15 protein-coding genes are annotated in these 17,410 nt (G+C 56.9%); 9 read left to right on the forward strand and 6 right to left on the reverse strand.

Annotated features, from left to right (window positions below):
* Position 1: 1 nt before the first annotated feature.
* Genes KFO72_RS22735 through KFO72_RS22755 form a run of 5 tightly spaced genes read left to right on the forward strand, consistent with a single transcriptional unit; the run spans position 2 to position 7,410 of the window.
* Entirely contained in the window at positions 2-1,462 is a 1,461-nt protein-coding gene (locus KFO72_RS22735; protein WP_054934634.1) for a hypothetical protein, read from the forward strand.
* Positions 1,366-2,535 carry a glycosyltransferase gene (locus KFO72_RS22740; RefSeq protein WP_225033090.1) on the forward strand — a complete coding sequence of 390 codons (1,170 nt, stop codon included), beginning with the start codon at positions 1,366-1,368 and terminating at the stop codon, positions 2,533-2,535. Before KFO72_RS22735 ends, KFO72_RS22740 begins: the two co-directional genes overlap by 97 nt.
* Entirely contained in the window at positions 2,522-4,762 is a 2,241-nt protein-coding gene (locus tag KFO72_RS22745) for a glycosyltransferase (protein ID WP_225033091.1), read from the forward strand. Before KFO72_RS22740 ends, KFO72_RS22745 begins: the two co-directional genes overlap by 14 nt.
* Positions 4,755-6,080 (forward strand): hypothetical protein, encoded by a 1,326-nt coding sequence (locus KFO72_RS22750; RefSeq protein WP_225033092.1) that lies wholly within the window; start codon positions 4,755-4,757, stop codon positions 6,078-6,080. The genes KFO72_RS22745 and KFO72_RS22750 overlap by 8 nt, the downstream gene beginning before the upstream one ends.
* Entirely contained in the window at positions 6,070-7,410 is a 1,341-nt protein-coding gene (locus tag KFO72_RS22755; protein ID WP_054934636.1) for a glycoside hydrolase family 71 protein, read from the forward strand. The genes KFO72_RS22750 and KFO72_RS22755 overlap by 11 nt, the downstream gene beginning before the upstream one ends.
* Positions 7,411-7,635: 225 nt before the next feature.
* Here KFO72_RS22755 and KFO72_RS22760 read toward each other — a convergent pair whose 3' ends face one another.
* Both KFO72_RS22760 and KFO72_RS22765 read right to left on the reverse strand, forming a co-directional pair.
* On the reverse strand, positions 7,636-9,006 hold the full coding sequence (locus KFO72_RS22760; protein ID WP_225033093.1) for an undecaprenyl-phosphate glucose phosphotransferase: 1,371 nt from the start codon (positions 9,004-9,006) through the stop codon (positions 7,636-7,638).
* Positions 9,007-9,061: 55 nt separating this feature from the next.
* On the reverse strand, positions 9,062-10,060 hold the full coding sequence (locus tag KFO72_RS22765; protein ID WP_225033094.1) for a helix-turn-helix domain-containing protein: 999 nt from the start codon (positions 10,058-10,060) through the stop codon (positions 9,062-9,064).
* Positions 10,061-10,544: 484 nt separating this feature from the next.
* Between KFO72_RS22765 and KFO72_RS22770 the strand changes: the two genes are divergently transcribed.
* Positions 10,545-11,696: a porin gene (locus tag KFO72_RS22770; RefSeq protein ID WP_225033095.1), complete on the forward strand. Its 1,152-nt coding sequence runs from the start codon at positions 10,545-10,547 to the stop codon at positions 11,694-11,696.
* Between the two features lie 84 nt (positions 11,697-11,780).
* Here the strand turns inward: KFO72_RS22770 and KFO72_RS22775 are convergent, their stop codons facing one another.
* Entirely contained in the window at positions 11,781-12,398 is a 618-nt protein-coding gene (locus KFO72_RS22775; protein WP_225033096.1) for an NUDIX domain-containing protein, read from the reverse strand.
* A gap of 96 nt (positions 12,399-12,494) precedes the next feature.
* Between KFO72_RS22775 and KFO72_RS22780 the strand changes: the two genes are divergently transcribed.
* A complete protein-coding gene (locus KFO72_RS22780) occupies positions 12,495-13,250 on the forward strand; it encodes a DeoR/GlpR family DNA-binding transcription regulator (protein ID WP_107203671.1) in 756 nt (251 codons plus the stop codon).
* Between the two features lie 12 nt (positions 13,251-13,262).
* Here the strand turns inward: KFO72_RS22780 and KFO72_RS22785 are convergent, their stop codons facing one another.
* The gene (locus tag KFO72_RS22785) at positions 13,263-13,670 is read right to left on the reverse strand and encodes a hypothetical protein (RefSeq protein ID WP_054934642.1); all 408 of its coding nucleotides are present in this window, start codon (positions 13,668-13,670) and stop codon (positions 13,263-13,265) included.
* A 429-nt stretch (positions 13,671-14,099) separates the two neighbouring features.
* Here KFO72_RS22785 and KFO72_RS22790 point away from each other — a divergent pair, with 429 nt between their 5' ends.
* Positions 14,100-15,059, forward strand: a complete 960-nt coding sequence (locus KFO72_RS22790) for a peptidoglycan DD-metalloendopeptidase family protein (RefSeq protein WP_224101437.1) — start codon at positions 14,100-14,102, stop codon at positions 15,057-15,059.
* Between the two features lie 13 nt (positions 15,060-15,072).
* On the opposite strand, the gene KFO72_RS22795 is transcribed toward KFO72_RS22790, so the two are convergent.
* Both KFO72_RS22795 and KFO72_RS22800 read right to left on the reverse strand, forming a co-directional pair.
* Positions 15,073-15,906, reverse strand: coding sequence for an alpha/beta fold hydrolase (locus KFO72_RS22795; protein WP_225033097.1), 834 nt, complete (start codon positions 15,904-15,906; stop codon positions 15,073-15,075).
* Positions 15,907-16,168: 262 nt separating this feature from the next.
* Positions 16,169-16,573, reverse strand: a complete 405-nt coding sequence (locus KFO72_RS22800) for a hypothetical protein (protein ID WP_263627776.1) — start codon at positions 16,571-16,573, stop codon at positions 16,169-16,171.
* 330 nt (positions 16,574-16,903) lie between these two features.
* On the opposite strand from KFO72_RS22800, the gene bcsD reads away from it, so the two are divergent.
* Entirely contained in the window at positions 16,904-17,368 is a 465-nt protein-coding gene (gene bcsD / locus KFO72_RS22805) for a cellulose biosynthesis protein BcsD (protein ID WP_225033098.1), read from the forward strand.
* The last annotated feature ends 42 nt before the right edge of the window (positions 17,369-17,410 follow it).

A 17,410-nucleotide genomic window follows, 5' to 3' on the forward strand; every position in this document is an offset into this window, starting at 1 on the left:
CATGAACGGAGTGCGCGCGAAGCGGCGTCGGGCTCTGCCCTTCCTTTGGTTGCTTCTCGGAGGCGGCGCGATCGCGTGTCTCTTCGCCGCGCTCTATCACGGTGATGCCGAGACGTTGACCGTCTGTCTTCTGCTGCTTGTCGCCGCGAGCATCTGGTGGATCAAGGCCGATAGCGAGTTGCTCCGCCTATGGCGGCTGTTCGCGCTTGCGTATTTTTGCGTGCTGCCAGCAGGCCAGTTGATCGCACGCGATGAAATCTATTTGACGCTCTTACCCGAACAAAACTCCGCGACGATCACGTGGTTTGTGTTGAACATCGCCGGAATCTGGGTGATGAACTTTTGGCTTCTCGCGATGCGTCGCAAGTGCAGGGCGTCCGCCGCGATGGCCGCCATGTGTCCATCCGCCGCCGTCGTGAGTCGCTGGGTATATGGATATGCGGTGCTCGCTCTGGCTGCACTCGCGTTCATCTACCTGAAGCTCGGCGGCTATGCTCAGATCGTACAGCTTTACGCGGATCGCCTCGAAACGTCGGTGACAACAAATGATCCCTTAGAGGGGCTCGGCGTCGTGCAGGCGTTCGCCAATACCGCCCCACTGTGGGTTTTTGTGTGTGTCACCCTCAGGCCGTGGCGCAGCCGTTTGATAAGGATTGTTGCATTCGTCCAACTGATCGTGCTTGGATGGCTATCGTCCGGTGTGTTCGGCAACAGACAAGGCATTGTGTTTGTCGTGCTGTTCGCCTGCCTCATCTATCACACGTTCGTTGTGCGCATCAGCCGTCGCGCAGCGAAGATCATTGGCATTTGTGTCGCCGCTGGTGGTCTGGCAATGCTCCCACTGAAGTTTGGCATCGACTATTCGCAGATTGGAAGTTTGTCGAAAAACTTCGCAGACCAGCGGATGCTCCAGTTGTCGATGGGGCCGCTTAGCTTTTTCCTGTTTCGCGATCTCTCACGTTTCGACGTGCAAGTGCAGGCACTCGATTCGGTGTCGAAGCCTGGCTACACACTAGCCATGGGCCGAAGCTTGGTTGGCGGGATGGCGGCAATTGTCCCGAAGGCAATCTGGAAAGACAAGCCTGAAACCTTCGCTCGCGAGAAGAGCGATATTGTTCGAGAAACAGAGACCAACCAGTCCGACGAGACGACACTGCTGTTTGGAATGCCGGGGGAGTTTCTCGTTAATTTCGGCATATTTGGTTATCTTCTGTCGTTCATCGTACTGGCATGGATGATCGCGAAGATCACGATGATGGGGGGCGGATCAAGCTGGCGATGGATGCCCGTCAAGATTGTGTCGTATCCACTGCCTTTCCTGTTTCTTCTGTTCGACTCGAACGTCCTTGCTTACTACGAAATGCGATGGATCGTGTTATTCGCTTTTCCAATGGCGCTGCTGCTCAGACAAAAGAAGGTGCGGATCATGCCGCTTTCATCGAAAGGCAGGGGTGCGCGTTGAAGATAGTCCACGTAGTTGAAACTTGGGTGGGTGGTATCTCGAGTTACGTGACAGCGCTGATGATCGAACAGCGCAGTTACGGGCACAACGTAGTGCTTGTATGCGACCCACACAACATGGACGCGGCAAGGTTCGAAGTTGATGGCATTAACGTCGTGCCTTACCGGTCTAGTCGCAATCCACTCAGGTTCGTCAGTATCTCGTGCGCAATACGCAAGACTATCAAGATGCTACATGCGGACGTGATTCACTGTCATAGCTCCTATCCGGGCGTATATGTACGTCTCGGCTCGTTCGGTGAAGCGAAGGTGCTGTATACACCGCACGCGTGGTCCTTTATGAAGAAGGACATCTCGCGCATGACCGCGTTCGCCTTCGCGATGATTGAGAAATGGCTGGCGCGACGTTGCACGCGGATTCTCTGCATGTCGTTTGACGAAGTGCGTGCGGCAAACAAGTATGGTATTGAGCAGGACAAGCTCGAACTTGTATATACGGGCATCCCGACGGACATGGCGGCTGAGCAAATCGACACCGATACGGAGGCGGTCGGACACTCTGCTCGGCATATACATGTTGGCTATTTCGGTCGACTCGACTATCAAAAGGGCTTTGACATTCTCGTCGACGCTTTGCCACTACTCAAGGATCACCTGCAGGTCCACGTGTTCGGGACCGCAGTACGCGGCGGCGTGGCGATGCCAGACGGAACCCCGTGCGTTACGTATCACGGGTGGGTTGGCCCGGAAGAGGCGGGGCGAGCGATGCGGAAGATGGATGCGATCGTAGTTCCGTCACGCTGGGAAGGACTCGCGCTTGTACCGATCGAAGCTATGCGAGCTGGCAAGGTGCTGGTCGTATCGAGCGAGAGTTCGCTGCCGGAGCAGGTCATTCATGGTTACAACGGTCTAATGCTGCGCCAACTCACGGGTGCTTGCCTTGCCGAGCAACTTAACTCACTGTCCATTGACGAATGTCGTCGCATGGGCGCGAATTCGCGCCACGTATTCGATCAGGCGTTTAGTGCAGAAAAGTTTTTCAAGTCCTTGATGAATTACTATGAGAGTGCCTGATATCTATCTGTTGCACGCGTACAGCTCGCGAAACAGTGGCGATGGGCTGTTGGTTAAATTGAGCTTGCGCGCTATTCGCGAGGCCGGTTTCAAGCAGATCGTCACTGTCGTGTGTCTGGATCCGGCGTCATTCATCGGCTATCTTGACGATTCGAAAATCAGCCTGATCTCACTAGGTCAGTTCGTTATACGAACGATGACGCATGCGTGGCGCCGGCGCGGCGCGATATTCTTCGGTGTCGGCGGCGGCTATTTGCGCGCTGGTACATGGAAAGAAGGCTGCAAGACGCTAACTGCGCATGGATTGCAGATTGTCTGCGCATCCTTATGGGGCCCCCGCGTGCGGATCTATCTCCCGCAAAGCGTCGGACCTTTTTCGACGGGGCCGGGCTGGGTGCTCAAGTGGCTCGTGCGCCATCATGTCGATACCATCTTCCTGCGCGACGACAAGAGCGTGCGTGAACTGAGTCATCGGCATGCGGTGCGGATCGGCGATCTTGTCGTGCTGGAAATAAGCAAGCGGCCGCATGCGTTGCAACTCGCGGCCGGAAAATCTTTCACATCCAGTGCGCGACGCAAGGTATATTTTGTATTTCGCGACTTGGGTGAGAAGCCGTACGCGGACGCCTATATCGCGAAGCTGCGGCATCTGATCGCACTGACGCCGGACGCAAGCCTCGCCCTACAGAGCGCGGGGCGTGGGAATAGCGATGACGTGTTCTATCACCACGTGCTCGGCGACGACTCGGCGCCTGCGCTGCGCGATGTAATCCGGGACGAGGATGCGATCGTTGTGTCCGTGCGGCTGCATGGCAGTCTCGAAAGTGTGCTTGGCGGGCTGCCAAGCATTCATATCGCATACGAGCGAAAAGGGCAGGCTGCGTATGGCGACCTCGGCGTGTCTGAATACGCGTTCCATGCGGAAAGCTTCGATCCCAATGCCGTTGCTTCTGCAGTTGAAGAACTCCGGTGTAACCCGGCCCCTTTTTGGCAGAAGTTGGCTAGCTCATCGGCGAATCGTTACGCGGAACTCGTGAAGGTGCTCCAGGACGAAAGCAGCCCGTCCGTAACACTTCTGATTGATGGTAACTTCCAGAAGGTCGGCGATCAGATATATAGCCCACACATGGGACATCGCAAGTTTGCGGCGCGCTTCACGGAGAGCTTCGCAAAGGTGAGGATCGCGGCCCGGTCGTTTCCGGTGCTGCACGCACGGGGCGAACTCGTTACCGGTACAGGCGTGCAATTCATTGATCTTGGCGATCCACGCGGCGTCAAGGCGTGGATCACACAGTTGCCGCAGTTGGTGTGGGGTATCTGGAATGTGATTCGCACTGCGGATCTGCTGGTATTGCGATTTCCGGGAAATCTTTCGCTGCTAGCGATGTTGCTGTGTCACGCGAGATGCAGGCCGTTTTCCGCGGAGATCGTTGCCGATCCGGCCGACTATTTCAGCGATTCAGCTTCGCGTCATCCACTCCGCCGTATCGCCCGCTGGGTACATTGCTGGGCTACGCGTCATGCGGCCAAGTACGGACGGACTGTGCGCTATGTAACAGACAGCGCGTTGCAGATAGCATATCCACCACGAACGCAGGCACGATCATTCGGTTTCAGTGATGTGTATCTCCCTGCCGAGTTGTTTGACCGCTGCGACGATGCGTGCAACGTGCACGACGACGGGGGTGTATTCCGCATCGTCAATGTCGCAATGATGCACAACGAAAGCAAGGGCCACGGGATTTTGCTACACGCGGTGGCTGCGCTGCGTGAACGAGCGCTGAATATCGAACTCACGCTTGTCGGCGATGGTGTGTTACGCAAAGATTTTCAACAATTGGCAGTGCGACTTGGCCTTAGTGATGTTGTGCGTTTCGCGGGTGCATTGAATGGGGACGATGTGCTCAGCACTGTGAGCCGACATGAACTCTTCGTTCTGCCGTCGCTACAGGAAGGCATGCCGAGAGCGCTGCTCGAAGCCATGGCGGTTGGAGTTCCGGTCATAGCGACACGCGTAGGCGGCGTTGCAGAGGTGCTTGATCCCCAGAGTCTAGTGGCGCCAGCTGACATTGGCGCGTTGACAGAAAGAATCGCGAACGCCTTGACGGATGTGAAATGGCGTGAGCAGCAGAAACAACGGCAGCGCGAAGTGGTGCGGCGGTTTTGCTATACGGAGTTGCAAGCGCATTACAGCCGCTATTGCGAGGCACTGAAAGCGCATGGCTGACATGAATCGAGATGTAGTCTACGTAATGCTCGCGTCGGCATTGCCCGCCTTCGGAAATTTCGTAGCGGTAGCACTTGCGCTGCGTTATCTAGACGCGGTGTGGCTGGGTAAATCGTACGCGCTGTTGGCATTCTTTTTCGTCGCAATCGACCTTTTTAACTTCGGATCGCCTCGGATCTTCACTGTCGAGAAAGTGCGATCGCGCGTATCCACATTGATTTTCCTTGATTGCATCAGCGCGGTGGGTTCGACGGTGGTGTTCTCGGTTTTTGGCACGCTGTTCGCGCATTACGGTGTATTTGCGAGCACGCAGCTTGGCGTGCCGATGGTGCTGGCGCCGATGTGTTATGGGTTGTCGCACTACGCGCTAGGCGTTATGCGGTTTTACAGGCGCAGCGGCACCGTCTGCGTGATCTCGACGGTATCCGCGGTCAGTCGAGTGCTGATCGTCGTATTGCTGATCAAGAAACGCTCTCTCGATCCATTTCTCCCAGATCTGCTGTTGTTTGTGGAAACCATCTATGGGGCGATGTTACTGATCGCGTATCTGCACTCGACGCGTCGCGGGCCTCCGTGCGGATCTGAATTCTTCCGCCCTGAAGCGGAACATTTCAATTTCCGCACTTTTGGATATCAGACGTTCTTCTGGGAGAATCGCAAAGAGATTCTAGGTAGTTGGTACGGGAATGCGATCTTTTCTGGGGCGAAGCACATAGACATAGTGATCGTCAATTTGATCCTCGGACCGGGGGCGGGATCGTTGTATCGCGGCGTGAAGAGCGTGCACAACCTCGCCTTTAATTGTGGCCAAGGCGTAGCCCTTGTTCTTACCGGTGGATTTATGCGGATGATGTCCGCGATTCTGTTTTTGCCGCAACGCCACGTCATGGCAGCGGGCGCTGTAATTCTCATGGTCTTCATGTCAACGGCGAGCTGGTTTGCATGCCGCGTCCATCTGTTTCCGACTGCAGTGCTTGGCTCCCATGCGACGCAGTTGGTCTTCATGTTCGTCGCATTCCTCGGCGCCACGTTGATTTTCCTGTGCCGCGTGCTGTCACTTATCGTTTTTTCCGCAGACCGCGCATCATTCGTCAGAATCTCAACATTTGAAGTAGGTGCATCGCTCCTTTTAGTTTCGGTACTGTCGCGGGGATTCGGGGTGCTCGGTGCGCTGATGGGTGTCGTGATCACAGGCATGCTCGTGCTGATTTTTTCGTTGCTATCTAGTCGACGCGCGGCGCGACATTTGCTCACGACGCCATACGTGGCCCCTGCACCGACGAGCGTCACGTCCCGAGGTCGCAGAAATGAAACGTAGAACGTTACTTTTGGGATGCTTGAGTATTCCGTCCGCCTGGATGGCTTCACGTGTATCAGCGCTACAGCCAACGAGCAAGCGGGTGTTTGCACACTATATGGTCGCGTGGCCGCGCGGCGGCCCGAACGCGAGCGTTGACGACTATATTGCTGAGTTCCGGGACGCACAGGAACGTGGCATAGATGGTTTCGCCCTGAACTGCGGCGGCTGGAATCGCAGCGAGCCGCTTTATCGCGCACGCGTGCTGAAGATGTATCGTGCCGCCGAGCAACTCGGAAGCGGCTTCAAGCTTTTCGTGTCGGCGGATGGTAAAGCTCAATACGAGCTGGACGACATTGTAAAAAGTACCGCTGGCCTCCCCGGGCAATTGATGGTCGGCGCACGACCGGTGGTTTCGGCGTATGCGTTGGGAGGAAAAAATCCTGCGCGCTGCGAATCACTGATCGAGCAAGCGGAATTGCTTGGTGTGTATTTCGTCCCTCACTTCGCACCGTCTACAGGTGAAGCAGAAATCACGGGTGCCGTCGCGAATGAAGTCGTGAATCGGTGCCTTTCGACGCAGGGCTATTTCTATTTCGGCGCAGCCGGCGAACCGGATTCACTGGCAAGGTCCGTTAAAAATCTGGCAACCTCGCTGAAGTCGGCAGGCAAGCTGTTTATGGCATCGGTCACGCCATATTATCGAGGCCTCCCGACCGGTACGAACTATCGTGCGTTCGAAACCGATGGTTTCGCGGGCATGGCGACCGAATGGCTCTCTGCGATTCGCTCGAATGCGGATTGGGTGCAAATAGTGACATGGAACGACTGGGCGGAATCAACATATGTCGCCCCGATCGGCAGTAATACCCGTGCGAATGTCTATGACCCTCGCTTCGGTGCTTTACTGAGTCACCGTGCATACCTTGATGCGAGCCGCTATTTTATTGAGTGGTTCAAGCTCGGTGCTGCGCCCAAGATCATTCAGGATAAGTTCTACTATTTCTATCGTCTGCATCCGGTGGGCGTGAGCGAAATGAAGGGAATCGGCGCGTCCTTGGGCATTTTCGCTGCACCACGATCCCGTACTATATTGACCGAACAAGTCCATGTAACGTTATTCCTGACCAGCTCTGCGACGCTCGTCATCGGACTGGGCGACAGATATACGACGCATGATCTGCCGGCTGGCGTCAGTGAAGTCACCTCACCATCATTACCTGGTGCCCCACGCTTCACGCTTATTCGCAACGGCAGGATAATCGCCGAAAAGAGAGGCGAGGAGCCCATTCGTACAGGCGACTTCAGTGGCGCATTCAACTACTTTGGCGGTTCGTGGGATCCGAGCTAGGTGAGATGCAGGGGCCACGTCCTTTTGCGTCGCCATTTGTGTACTGTATCACCTTACGCCAGTCGAGCCAGAGTAGGGGATCCCGGTCGCCGTCAGGGAGCATCTATCTAGCCTGTTATCGGAATCTGTTTGAGAGCGTGCCAAAGAGATGTGAGATAAAAAGCGAAAATAAAAAATGGGTTGCAACGTTGGTTTGGAAGAGGATGGCGGGCGAAAACAAACATATTAGTAGGCGCCGTTCCCCACAAAGCCTTTGAAAATAGTCAAAGCAATAATTTTCATATCGAACCAAAACGTCCAGTGCTGGATGTAATGCATATCGAACCTGACCCGGGCTTCCATCTGCTCGAGTTGCGCTGTTTCGCCTCGGTAGCCATTGATTTGAGCCCAGCCTGTGATCCCAGGCTTGATCCGGTAGCGAAACATATAGTGTTGAACAAGCTCTTTGTAATACTCGTCATGCTCGACAGCATGAGGGCGCGGCCCGACTACTGACATTTCACCCTTAAGGACGTTGAAGAATTGAGGTAATTCATCGAGGCTCGTGCTTCGCAGAAACCGACCCACTTTAGTCACCCGGGAATCGCCCTTGCGCGCCTGAACGACAGTGCCGGGCTTGTCTGCTCCATGGAACATCGTCCGAAACTTGTAGATCGAAAAGACGTCTCCGTTCATACCCTTTCGGTGTTGTCGGAACAACACAGGGCCTGGCGACGATAATTTCACGGCAATTGCGATCGCCATCAGAAGCGGTGAGATTAATAAAAGGACGCAAAAAGAAAATATACGATCGAACAATTCTTTAGGAACGACATCCCATCCTCGATCCGGCGCTGCCATGATGTTCAGGATGGGAACCCCACGGTAATCTCCCATTACGGCCGCATTCGAGATATTTCCATCGGACATGGGAAGGACTCTGATATTGATGAATGCGTCACGGAACTCATCGAATAGATGTTCGACAGAAATGGGTTCAAAAGGCGAATTGATGATCCAGATCTCCATAAGCTTTCGTGTCCGAACGATCTGCTTAAGGGTATTTAGTTCTCGAACTGCTGGAATGTGATCAATTATCGTGTCCATCGGTAGGGACGGATCGAAAATGACCTCTGGGACGAAGGCGTTTCGCGTCTGTGGAGCGATGCGTTCGAGCAAATCGCCGTTCGCGGCGAAAGGGGCGACGATTGCGATCCGGGGCGGTGCGAATCGCCGCGAGCGAAGCAGCAAGGGCAGTGCGTGGACAGCGAAACGTCCAACGATGATCGTGCACGCGGCTATGACCGTCCACCACAATAGCCATTGCTCCCGTATCTCCCGGCCAGGATAGCCGTGTGAGAGCGCAGTCAAAATGAATTGGGCCAGAAACCAGCCAAGAAGCGCCCGAAACGCGCTATTGAACGCCGAATCGTAGCGAAATGGCCGATAGACACGTGTCAATTGAAACGTGATGAATGGGAGCACAAGCCCGAGCAGTCCCAGTAGACCATCAACATTTGTGAATGTTGCGTGGTCGTGAAAGACGATGATTTGTGAAACATAAGCGGATGTCGAAATACATAGGAAATCGGTGGCTTTGGAAATAGGTGTTAGCATTGTTTTAATGTGCCAATTGCGTTCCGGAAGGCGTGTCTAGTCGATTCACGGATTGTCACGCTCCTGCGTGAGTTGCTTGAAATCCGTTCCGATACTCCGTCGGCGAAATGTGCCAAACCTGCCGAAAGAGTCTCGCAAGACACTCCCCACTGGTCAGCCCACAGCGCCGCGCGATCTTGTCGACCGGCAAGTCACTCGATATGAGCATCGCCGCAGCGAGCTCAACGCGCGACCGTCGCAGATGCTCAGACGGCTTCACCCCCATTTCCGCTCGAAAATGCCGCAAATACGAGCGGTCGCTCATCCCTGCCATCTGCGCGGCGACCGTAATCGAAATTGGCCTATTGCAGTTGCGCGTGATCCACCGCGCGCTCTCGTGGATCTTCTCCGTGATCGACTTGGCACCGTTGGCAGCGATGGCATTGAATTCAGCCAATCCAGTATCAGGAAGATGTTCAAGCACGCGTCGCAACACGGACAAACCAAAGTCCTGCCTGATCAATCCAAGCGCGTGCCGCACTGCTGACCGCGATGCATGATCTGACGTGTTGTTGCCCGTGGGGCCGCCTGGTTGGAGGCCACCAGCATCCGTCCGAACCCGTGGATTTTGAATTTGGCTAGACGCGACGACATCCAACGAAGCATCGCCGTTTCCAATAACGAAAACCTCATCAACGTGTGACGTCGTGCCGCGAAGCCATCCACTGATCTTCACATCTCTTGTAACGTCCACCGCCATTTCTCCGCCCGCGACAAATACCGCCCGACCGGACCGAAACAGCTCGACTGATTGTGTCAACACATCGATACGCGCGGAACTGGACACACAACCACCGTCGCTCGAAACAAAAACCGTCCTATACAGAGGCGCGTCATCATGCCCAGCAGCCAGAACCTGATTCGCCTTGTCGAATACGTCGACAACTTCCACTGCCGGCAACAGCGAAAACCCGTCGAAGACGAAGATCCCGATAACGTGAGTACCAGGGCTCGCAGTGTGATTTGAAAGTGGGCAGTTCGGACTCCGCGAAACATCGTGGTAAGTCGTTTTCATCAATGCCTCCCGGCCGCGTATCGATGAGCCTCGGCGCGACGCGGTGATTGAGCATTGAGACGAACGGTCTGGTTCGAAGCTCTGTCGTTAGCTTAAGCGCGCGCCACATAGAGGCGCAGAGAATACGAATCCCTTTCCGCAAGTCCTATCGGACGATTCCGATTCACAGTGTAGAAGTTTCGTGCGGGAGAGCTTTAGCGAAAATACGCGACGGGATTTCGAATTTTTCCTACGGACCAATTCAATCCCACGAATTGATGCACCATTCGTGGGCATTTCACAACGAATTTCGTCCCGGTCCGTAGTACAACTGGACTACATGGTTACGCTCGGGCAGCATCACGTCCGTTGCACGCAGCTGTACCAGGAAGCGCGTGCAAACAAAACGGCAACAAAGCTGAACGAATATTAAGCATGCCGAACAAAAATGTTAAAAACACAGCACGCACAAACCACCATATCTACCAAAATCGGAGATCGTCTAATGAAGAAACAGGTCATCGCGCTGGCTGCTACAGCCGCTTTCACAGCTCCCGTGTTCGCACAGAGCAGCGTCACGCTATATGGCGTGATCGATGAAGGTATCAACTATACAAATAGCGTCGGCGGCCACAGCGTCGTCGAATTGCAAAGCGGCTACGCACAAGGCAGCCGTTGGGGCCTGAAAGGGGCGGAAGATCTGGGCGCCGGCAACAAGGCGATCTTCCAGTTGGAAAACGGTTTCGACCTGAATAGCGGCCGTTTGGGGCAGGGCGGCCGCATGTTCGGCCGTCAGGCGTACGTTGGTGTGTCGAACGACCGGTTCGGTACGGTCACGCTGGGCCGTCAATACGATTCCGTCGTCGATTACCTCGCGCAAACGACGTCGAACGGCAACTGGTCTGGTTATCTGTTCTCGCACCCGTTCGATAACGACAACACGGACAACTCGTTCCGCGTCAACAACACGGTCAAGTACGTGAGTCCTGACATCGCCGGCTTCCAGTTCGGTGGCACGTACAGCTTCAGCAACGACACGAACTTTGCCAACAACCGTCAATACAGCTTCGGCGCACAATATGCAACGGGCAGCCTGTTGCTCGCCGCCGCTTACTTGCAGGCGAACAACACGGGCGCAACGTCAAGCGGCGCGATCGCAACCAACGACGCCAGCTTCCTCGCCCAGCGCATGCGTGTATTCGGCGCAGGCGTCAACTACACGTTCGGCTCGGCGACGGTCGGCTTTGCTTATACGAACTCGACCTACAACAACCCGACGGGCAACGGCTATCTCGGCACGCCGGGCGCGATCGTCGCGGCAGGCTCGACGCTCAACCGCCTGAGGTTCCAGAACTTCGAACTGAACGCGAAGTATCAATTGACGCCTGCGTTCTATGTCGGCGGTGAATACGTGTACACGCTGGAGAACTACGATTCGTCGACGGGCAGCGCAAAGCCCAAGGTTCACACGGTGGGCCTGATGGCGGACTGCAACATCTCCAAACGCACGGACTTCTACGTTCAAGGTGTGTACCAGAAGGTCGCAGGCGACAAGACGAATTCGATCATGGACAACGCGTTCATTCTCGGAACACAGGCTCCATCGTCGGCATCGAACCAGCTCGCGTTCCGCGCAGCGATTCGCCACAAGTTCTGATCGCGCGATGTAGCAAGCGACATTCGTGTCGTGAGATTTCCATGCATTTCCCGTCGCGCCTCATCAGAAGCCCGACGGTTTTTTTTATTCGCGCATTTCGTGCGCCGCTGTGCCTTCATTCACAAACAGATGAAGCGCCGCGTACTGCAACAACATGATGGTCTTGCCGTCCACTATGTCGCCGTTCGCGACCATTGCTAATGCATCGTCGAAGGGCAGTTCGAGTACTTCGATATCTTCACCTTCATCGGCGATTCCTCCGCCACGGCTGATGCGCGCATCGGCATCGTATTCGGCGACGAAGAAGTAGAGCTTCTCGGTCACCGAGCCCGGACTCATGAACGCTTCGAACACCTTGCGCACGCATGCCACGCGATAGCCGGTTTCCTCTTCGACTTCAGCGCGAATCCTTTCTTCCGGCGATGCCTCTTCGAGTAATCCGGCGGGCGTTTCGATCAACATCCCTTCGTGTCCATTGACGAACGCAGGCAAGCGGAACTGCCGCGTCAGCACGACGGTCCGTCGGCGTGGGTTGTAGAGCAGCAGCGTCGCACCGTTGCCGCGATCGTAGGTCTCGCGGCTCTGCCGTTGCCAACAGCCATCTGCCCGCCGGTAGTCGAACACGGTCTTCTTCAGGACGTACCAGTCGTCGGACAGCACCTGCACATCGACGATACGCACGCGGTCGGCCGTTTTGTCCATGAATCCTCCTTGTCCCGAACGGAACCATGGTATCGTGCAGATTCATGCAAAATCAAGAAAATTCGTGCAGTCCGGAAAAACGGCACCAACAGACAAATGCTGACTTCCCAACGTAAGAAGCTGATTCTCGATGCGCTCCAGCGCGACGGCCAGGTGCTGGCCAAACCGCTGAGCGAGGCATTCGGCGTCTCCGAAGACACGGTGCGCCGCGACCTGCGCGAGCTTGCCGCAGAGGGCAAGCTGCAGCGCGTGCACGGCGGCGCATTGCCTTCATCGCCGGCGGTGGCGAATCTCGCCGGGCGCCAGGCGATCGGCTCGGAAGCGAAGGCGGCGATCGGCCGGGCCGCCGCGCGGATGATCGCGCCGGGCCAGATCGCCTTCATTGACGGCGGTACGACTGCCGTTCAGTTGGTGCGCCATCTCCCCGCCGACCTGCGCGCGACGATCGTGACGCACAGTCCGAGCGTCGCGGTGGAACTCGCGGCGCACGAGGCGCTGGAGGTTGTGATCATCGGCGGGCGGCTGTTCCGTCATTCGATGGTGACAGTCGGCGCGGCCGCGATCGAAGCGCTCGGCCACATTCGCGCCGATCTCTATTTCATGGGTGTAACGGGCGTTCATCCCGAGGCAGGGTTGAGCACAGGGGATCTCGAAGAGGCTTACGTGAAGCGCGCGCTGGTGGCGCGCGCGGCAGAGACAGTCGTGCTCGCGTCGTCGGAGAAGTTGAATGCCGCGTCGGCGTACATGATTGCGGGCATCGACGCAGCGAGCACGATCATCGTCGAGAAGGGCGCGTCCGCGTCGACCACCGCGCCATTCGAAGCGCTCGGCGTGACGATCGTGCGCGCGTGAGTCCAGCGGACTCTATTGCTGCTCGAGAAAGCGCTTCAGTTCAGCGAGATCGCGTCCAACCCACTGCGCGTCCGCGGCGAATTGCGCGTCGCTCATGCCTGCTGTCCGGAACAGCGTAAACAACACTTCGCAGCCTTCGCGATTCGCAATCACGCGCATCGGTATGTAGATCTCGTCGCCCTGTCCGGTGCTCACATAGTGATCGAGCACGCCATATGGATTGCGCGGCGTGAAGCGTACATCGACGGGCTTGCCGTCCGCGCTTTCGAATGTCCATTGGGCGCCTTTGCCGCGCAATGGCTTGCCCAGCCCCGACGCCCACTGCGCGAATGACAGTGGATGCTCCATGAACGCGTAGACCTCCCGCCAGTCACGCGCGATCGCCACGCTGATCGTTTTCGATTCGCTGATGCCGGCCATTGATCTCTCCGTGTTGACTGCCTGGACGGGTGTGTCTCAAGTTTCACGCGCGTCGTGCCGATATGAGATAGAGCGGTTTTATGACGCGTGGTTTAAAAGACAGTCGATAGGGTAGGGATCTACCCGCAAACCACCGAAAATTACCGCGATTAAACATTTTGTATCAGAGTGTTCGCACGCCGCGTTTTCCGGTGGCTGCACTTTACAATGCGGCTTTGATTAAGAAGGCTATTCCGACCCCTTTAGCGGAAGATCGCATCAGATGTGACGCGGCTCCCAGCAGGATGACGGAATGGTCCCGGCATGGCGCCGGACGGTTGAGGCCGCAACGAGGCGGCATGCTGCACGCCTCCGTGGGTGTCTTTCGACATCCGCTGATTGGGCGAGCCGCGCGCCTTCGGTCATTGAACGAATCATGCGGGAGAGCATATGTCGAAGAATGGATTCGACAGGACCTGGGCCAGTTTCGCGAGCTTCACGCTCGCCTTGATGTTGGGCGCCTGCGCGCACGTCGGCGATCAGGACGCGAACAAGAACGACGCGGCATCGGTCGCGCAGACGGCAGCCGATCCGGCGCCTGCAGCGCCTGCGCCCCAGATGGTGGCGCAGCCGGTTCCGCCCGTCGTCTATAAGGTGCGTCGCGGCGATTCGCTGGCGCGGATCGCGCGCAGCCATAACGTGACTGTCAAACAAGTCCTCGCGTGGAATCATCTGAAGCCGTCATCTCGCTTGCATATCGGGCAGGCGCTGAAGGTATCGTCGCCGGATGCGGTGAAGATGGTCGCTGCTCCGGCTGCTCCTGTGGGTCCGGCTGCGGCGCAGGGCGCGACACCGCCCGGCGCAAATAGCGCCGCAGCGGCTTCGAACGGTGCGTCGAGCGCCACGGTGAGCAGCGCAGCGGCCGGCAACACGAGCGGCAGTTCGAGCACGACGGCATCGGCGCCCGCCGCAGGTGCCCCCGCGCCGAGCGCCGCCGACGCCCGTGAAGTCAACGCCGAACTGGCGCGTCACGCGAAGGGCGTGGCGCTGATCTGGCCGGCGCAAGGTAATGTGGTCGAAGGCTTTCAGGCTGGCGAGACACGCGGCATCGAAATCGGCGGCAAGCCGGGCGACCCGATCCGCGCCGCGGCCGACGGCAAGGTCATGTACGCCGGCATGGGGCTCAACGAGTACGGCAGTCTCATCATCGTGCAGCACAACAAGGATTTCCTGACGGCCTACGCGCATAACCGCAAGCTGCTCGTGAAGACGGGTGACATCGTGCGCAAGGGTCAGCAGATCGCCGAGATGGGCAGCGAGAACAATTCGCGCGTGTCCGTGCTGTTCGAACTGCGCCGCGACGGCAAGCCCATCGATCCGATGCCGTTCCTGCCGCATCAACGCGGATAAGGCTCGCGTCGGCCTAACCCGCTGACGCTCGGTCTATCCACCGCAACACAGCGGCGACGATCGCTTCCGGCGCGTCTTCCTGCATCAGATGCCCGGCATTCTGCACCGGCTGAAAACGCGCGTGCGGAATAACGCTGGCCAGATGCCGCCCGCGTTCGATGGGAATCCACTGATCCTCTTCGCCCCATAGAATCTGCGTGCGGCAGCGTATCTGCGGATAGCGCGCTTCGACCTCATCGGTGTAGCGCTGGTCCATTTGCGCGATCTGTCGATAGAACGCCGGTTGTCCCACGTCGCCTAGCCACGGCATGGCATAGGGCGCAAGCTCTTCGTCAGTGAGGGTCCTTGTGACCGCGCCGCGCAGGTACGCTTTGACGACGGCTTCATGGATATACGCGGGTACCCCGTCAAAAGCCGCCGCATGTTCGCGCACATGCCGCACGAACGGCGAGCCCCATGGCGCGACCGCGACGGGATCGATCAGCGTAAGGCTTTTGTAGTCGCAACCGTCGATCAGGTGCGCGCGCAGTGCCGTCGCCCCGCCGAAGTCATGTGCGACGACATCGGGCGCAGCGAGTCCCCAGTGTTCGAGCAGTGCAGCAAGCAAGCCGTTCTGCACGCCGAGCGACACATCCCCGCCTTCGCGCTTCTCCGATTGCCCATAGCCGAGCAGATCGTACACATGAACCTTGCGGTCAGGGGCGAGATGCGGCGCGATCCGGTGCCATACCCATGACGAAAACGGCGTGCCGTGTATCAGCACAATGGGCGGACCATCGCCGAAGACCCGATAACGAACGGTTTGATCGCGATACGTGAACTGCTGATCGAGCGTCCAGTGTGTCATGCGTGTTCCACTCCGTTCGATAATCGTGCGCGTGTGGTTCGTTTTTGAGTCGATAAGAGTACGGGTGCGCTGCGGCGTAGTGTGCGCTCCCGCAGATTCTCACCTTCGCGAATCTGAAGCCTGCCGGAGTCATTCTGCCGTGCCCGATTCCGCGTTCCACCGCACTTGAAGCGGACTATGCAAAGGTGAGGCAATACAGGAGCCTATGCGAGTTTCCGTTTCTCATACGTCGACTCAAATGCGAAACAAACGAGTCGATTAATCAACCCGCTTCAAGCGCTTTCAATATGGGGGCGATTTGTCCATGCGCATGCAGTATGTCGGGACTGTTCTGCAAAATTTGCCGATAATGCGGCAGGAAAAGGTTGCCTGGCAAATCTCCCGAGAAAAGAGCGGCCACAGATTCAACGGCGCCAATACGATCGGCGCTGGTTGCTTCATCATCATCGAGAATCTCGTCGACATTCGCGATCATTACCGACAACGGATTGAGCCAGCGGAAGCCCGACCCATTGATCAACACCTGCAGGAACGCGGCCGGCGTGACGGGTCCGAACTCCTTCTCATACAAGGCGCGCTCGTGATCGAGTATGGCCTTATGCAGCACGAGTAGCGGCTTGCGAATTTCGCCGAGAAACTGAATGGCGCGCTCGTCGTTGATCTTCATCGTCTAACTCCGGAAGCAGTAATGCATTGAAAGATACTTAAGCTGACTTGCCTCTAAGGCATGGAAGAAAATGCGTATTTCGAATGAAACATTCAATGAACTGCCCAGAGCCGACGCAAAAGAGCAAGCGCAAAATAAACGTTTCGTCGTCTGCCTTCCACATCAGAAACCATGCCGGTTGCTTTTTTATAGGCAACTGAACGATGCTATGCTGGCGACGCCCATTATGACCATTCGCTGAACATGGCAGTCTGTCTGCGTGACGGTGTCCGCTAGTGGAAGCAGCGTCTTCCCGTCAAATCCTACGCACACGTCATCAACCTCTCGGACATGCAAGACGAACACACGGCAACCTTGCTCGACTATTACACGCGACATCAGACTTCTGTGCAATGGCGCGGCTTTCTCACCGCACTCGCCGAAGAGTTCGAGACGCAGATCGACACGTCACAGTTGCGCATGCTGATGTCGCGCATTGGCGCGCGCTTCGCTGCAAAGCACCCGGCGGGCGAGTGCACGACGCTCGACGATCTCGCGGCGTTTCTCAACAGCATCTGGTCCGGGCTCGACTGGGGCTTCGTCCGCCTTGCCGAACGCGACGACTATCTGTCCATCGAACATTCCTGCGCGCCGCTTGCCGCATTCGGCGAACGGGCCGCGCCCTGGGTTTCCGCATTTCTCGAAGGCGCGTATCAGCACTGGCTGCACGAACTGGGCGCGGGCTCGCTGGCACTGCAGGAATATCGAGGCGTCAACGCGCACACATGCGAATTCAGACTGTTGAAAGCGCCCTGACTAAACTTGAGTCCAACGACGACGTTAACCATATAGTGAAAC

The sequence above is a fragment of the Paraburkholderia sp. XV genome, assembly GCF_020177535.1.
GTDB lineage: Bacteria > Pseudomonadota > Gammaproteobacteria > Burkholderiales > Burkholderiaceae > Paraburkholderia > Paraburkholderia caribensis.

Excerpts from the sequence above, each read along its gene's own strand:
- KFO72_RS22735 (WP_054934634.1), top strand. The coding sequence starts at position 2 with ATGAACGGAGTGCGCGCGAAGCGGCGTCGGGCTCTGCCCTTCCTTTGG.
- KFO72_RS22775 (WP_225033096.1), bottom strand. The coding sequence starts at position 12,398 with ATGGACAAAACGGCCGACCGCGTGCGTATCGTCGATGTGCAGGTGCTG.
- KFO72_RS22745 (WP_225033091.1), top strand. The coding sequence starts at position 2,522 with ATGAGAGTGCCTGATATCTATCTGTTGCACGCGTACAGCTCGCGAAAC.
- KFO72_RS22755 (WP_054934636.1), top strand. The coding sequence starts at position 6,070 with ATGAAACGTAGAACGTTACTTTTGGGATGCTTGAGTATTCCGTCCGCC.
- bcsD (WP_225033098.1), top strand. The coding sequence starts at position 16,904 with ATGCAAGACGAACACACGGCAACCTTGCTCGACTATTACACGCGACAT.
- KFO72_RS22795 (WP_225033097.1), bottom strand. The coding sequence starts at position 15,906 with ATGACACACTGGACGCTCGATCAGCAGTTCACGTATCGCGATCAAACC.
- KFO72_RS22800 (WP_263627776.1), bottom strand. The coding sequence starts at position 16,573 with ATGAAGATCAACGACGAGCGCGCCATTCAGTTTCTCGGCGAAATTCGC.
- KFO72_RS22780 (WP_107203671.1), top strand. The coding sequence starts at position 12,495 with ATGCTGACTTCCCAACGTAAGAAGCTGATTCTCGATGCGCTCCAGCGC.
- KFO72_RS22765 (WP_225033094.1), bottom strand. The coding sequence starts at position 10,060 with ATGAAAACGACTTACCACGATGTTTCGCGGAGTCCGAACTGCCCACTT.
- KFO72_RS22770 (WP_225033095.1), top strand. The coding sequence starts at position 10,545 with ATGAAGAAACAGGTCATCGCGCTGGCTGCTACAGCCGCTTTCACAGCT.
- KFO72_RS22760 (WP_225033093.1), bottom strand. The coding sequence starts at position 9,006 with ATGCTAACACCTATTTCCAAAGCCACCGATTTCCTATGTATTTCGACA.
- KFO72_RS22750 (WP_225033092.1), top strand. The coding sequence starts at position 4,755 with ATGGCTGACATGAATCGAGATGTAGTCTACGTAATGCTCGCGTCGGCA.
- KFO72_RS22790 (WP_224101437.1), top strand. The coding sequence starts at position 14,100 with ATGTCGAAGAATGGATTCGACAGGACCTGGGCCAGTTTCGCGAGCTTC.
- KFO72_RS22740 (WP_225033090.1), top strand. The coding sequence starts at position 1,366 with ATGGATCGTGTTATTCGCTTTTCCAATGGCGCTGCTGCTCAGACAAAA.
- KFO72_RS22785 (WP_054934642.1), bottom strand. The coding sequence starts at position 13,670 with ATGGCCGGCATCAGCGAATCGAAAACGATCAGCGTGGCGATCGCGCGT.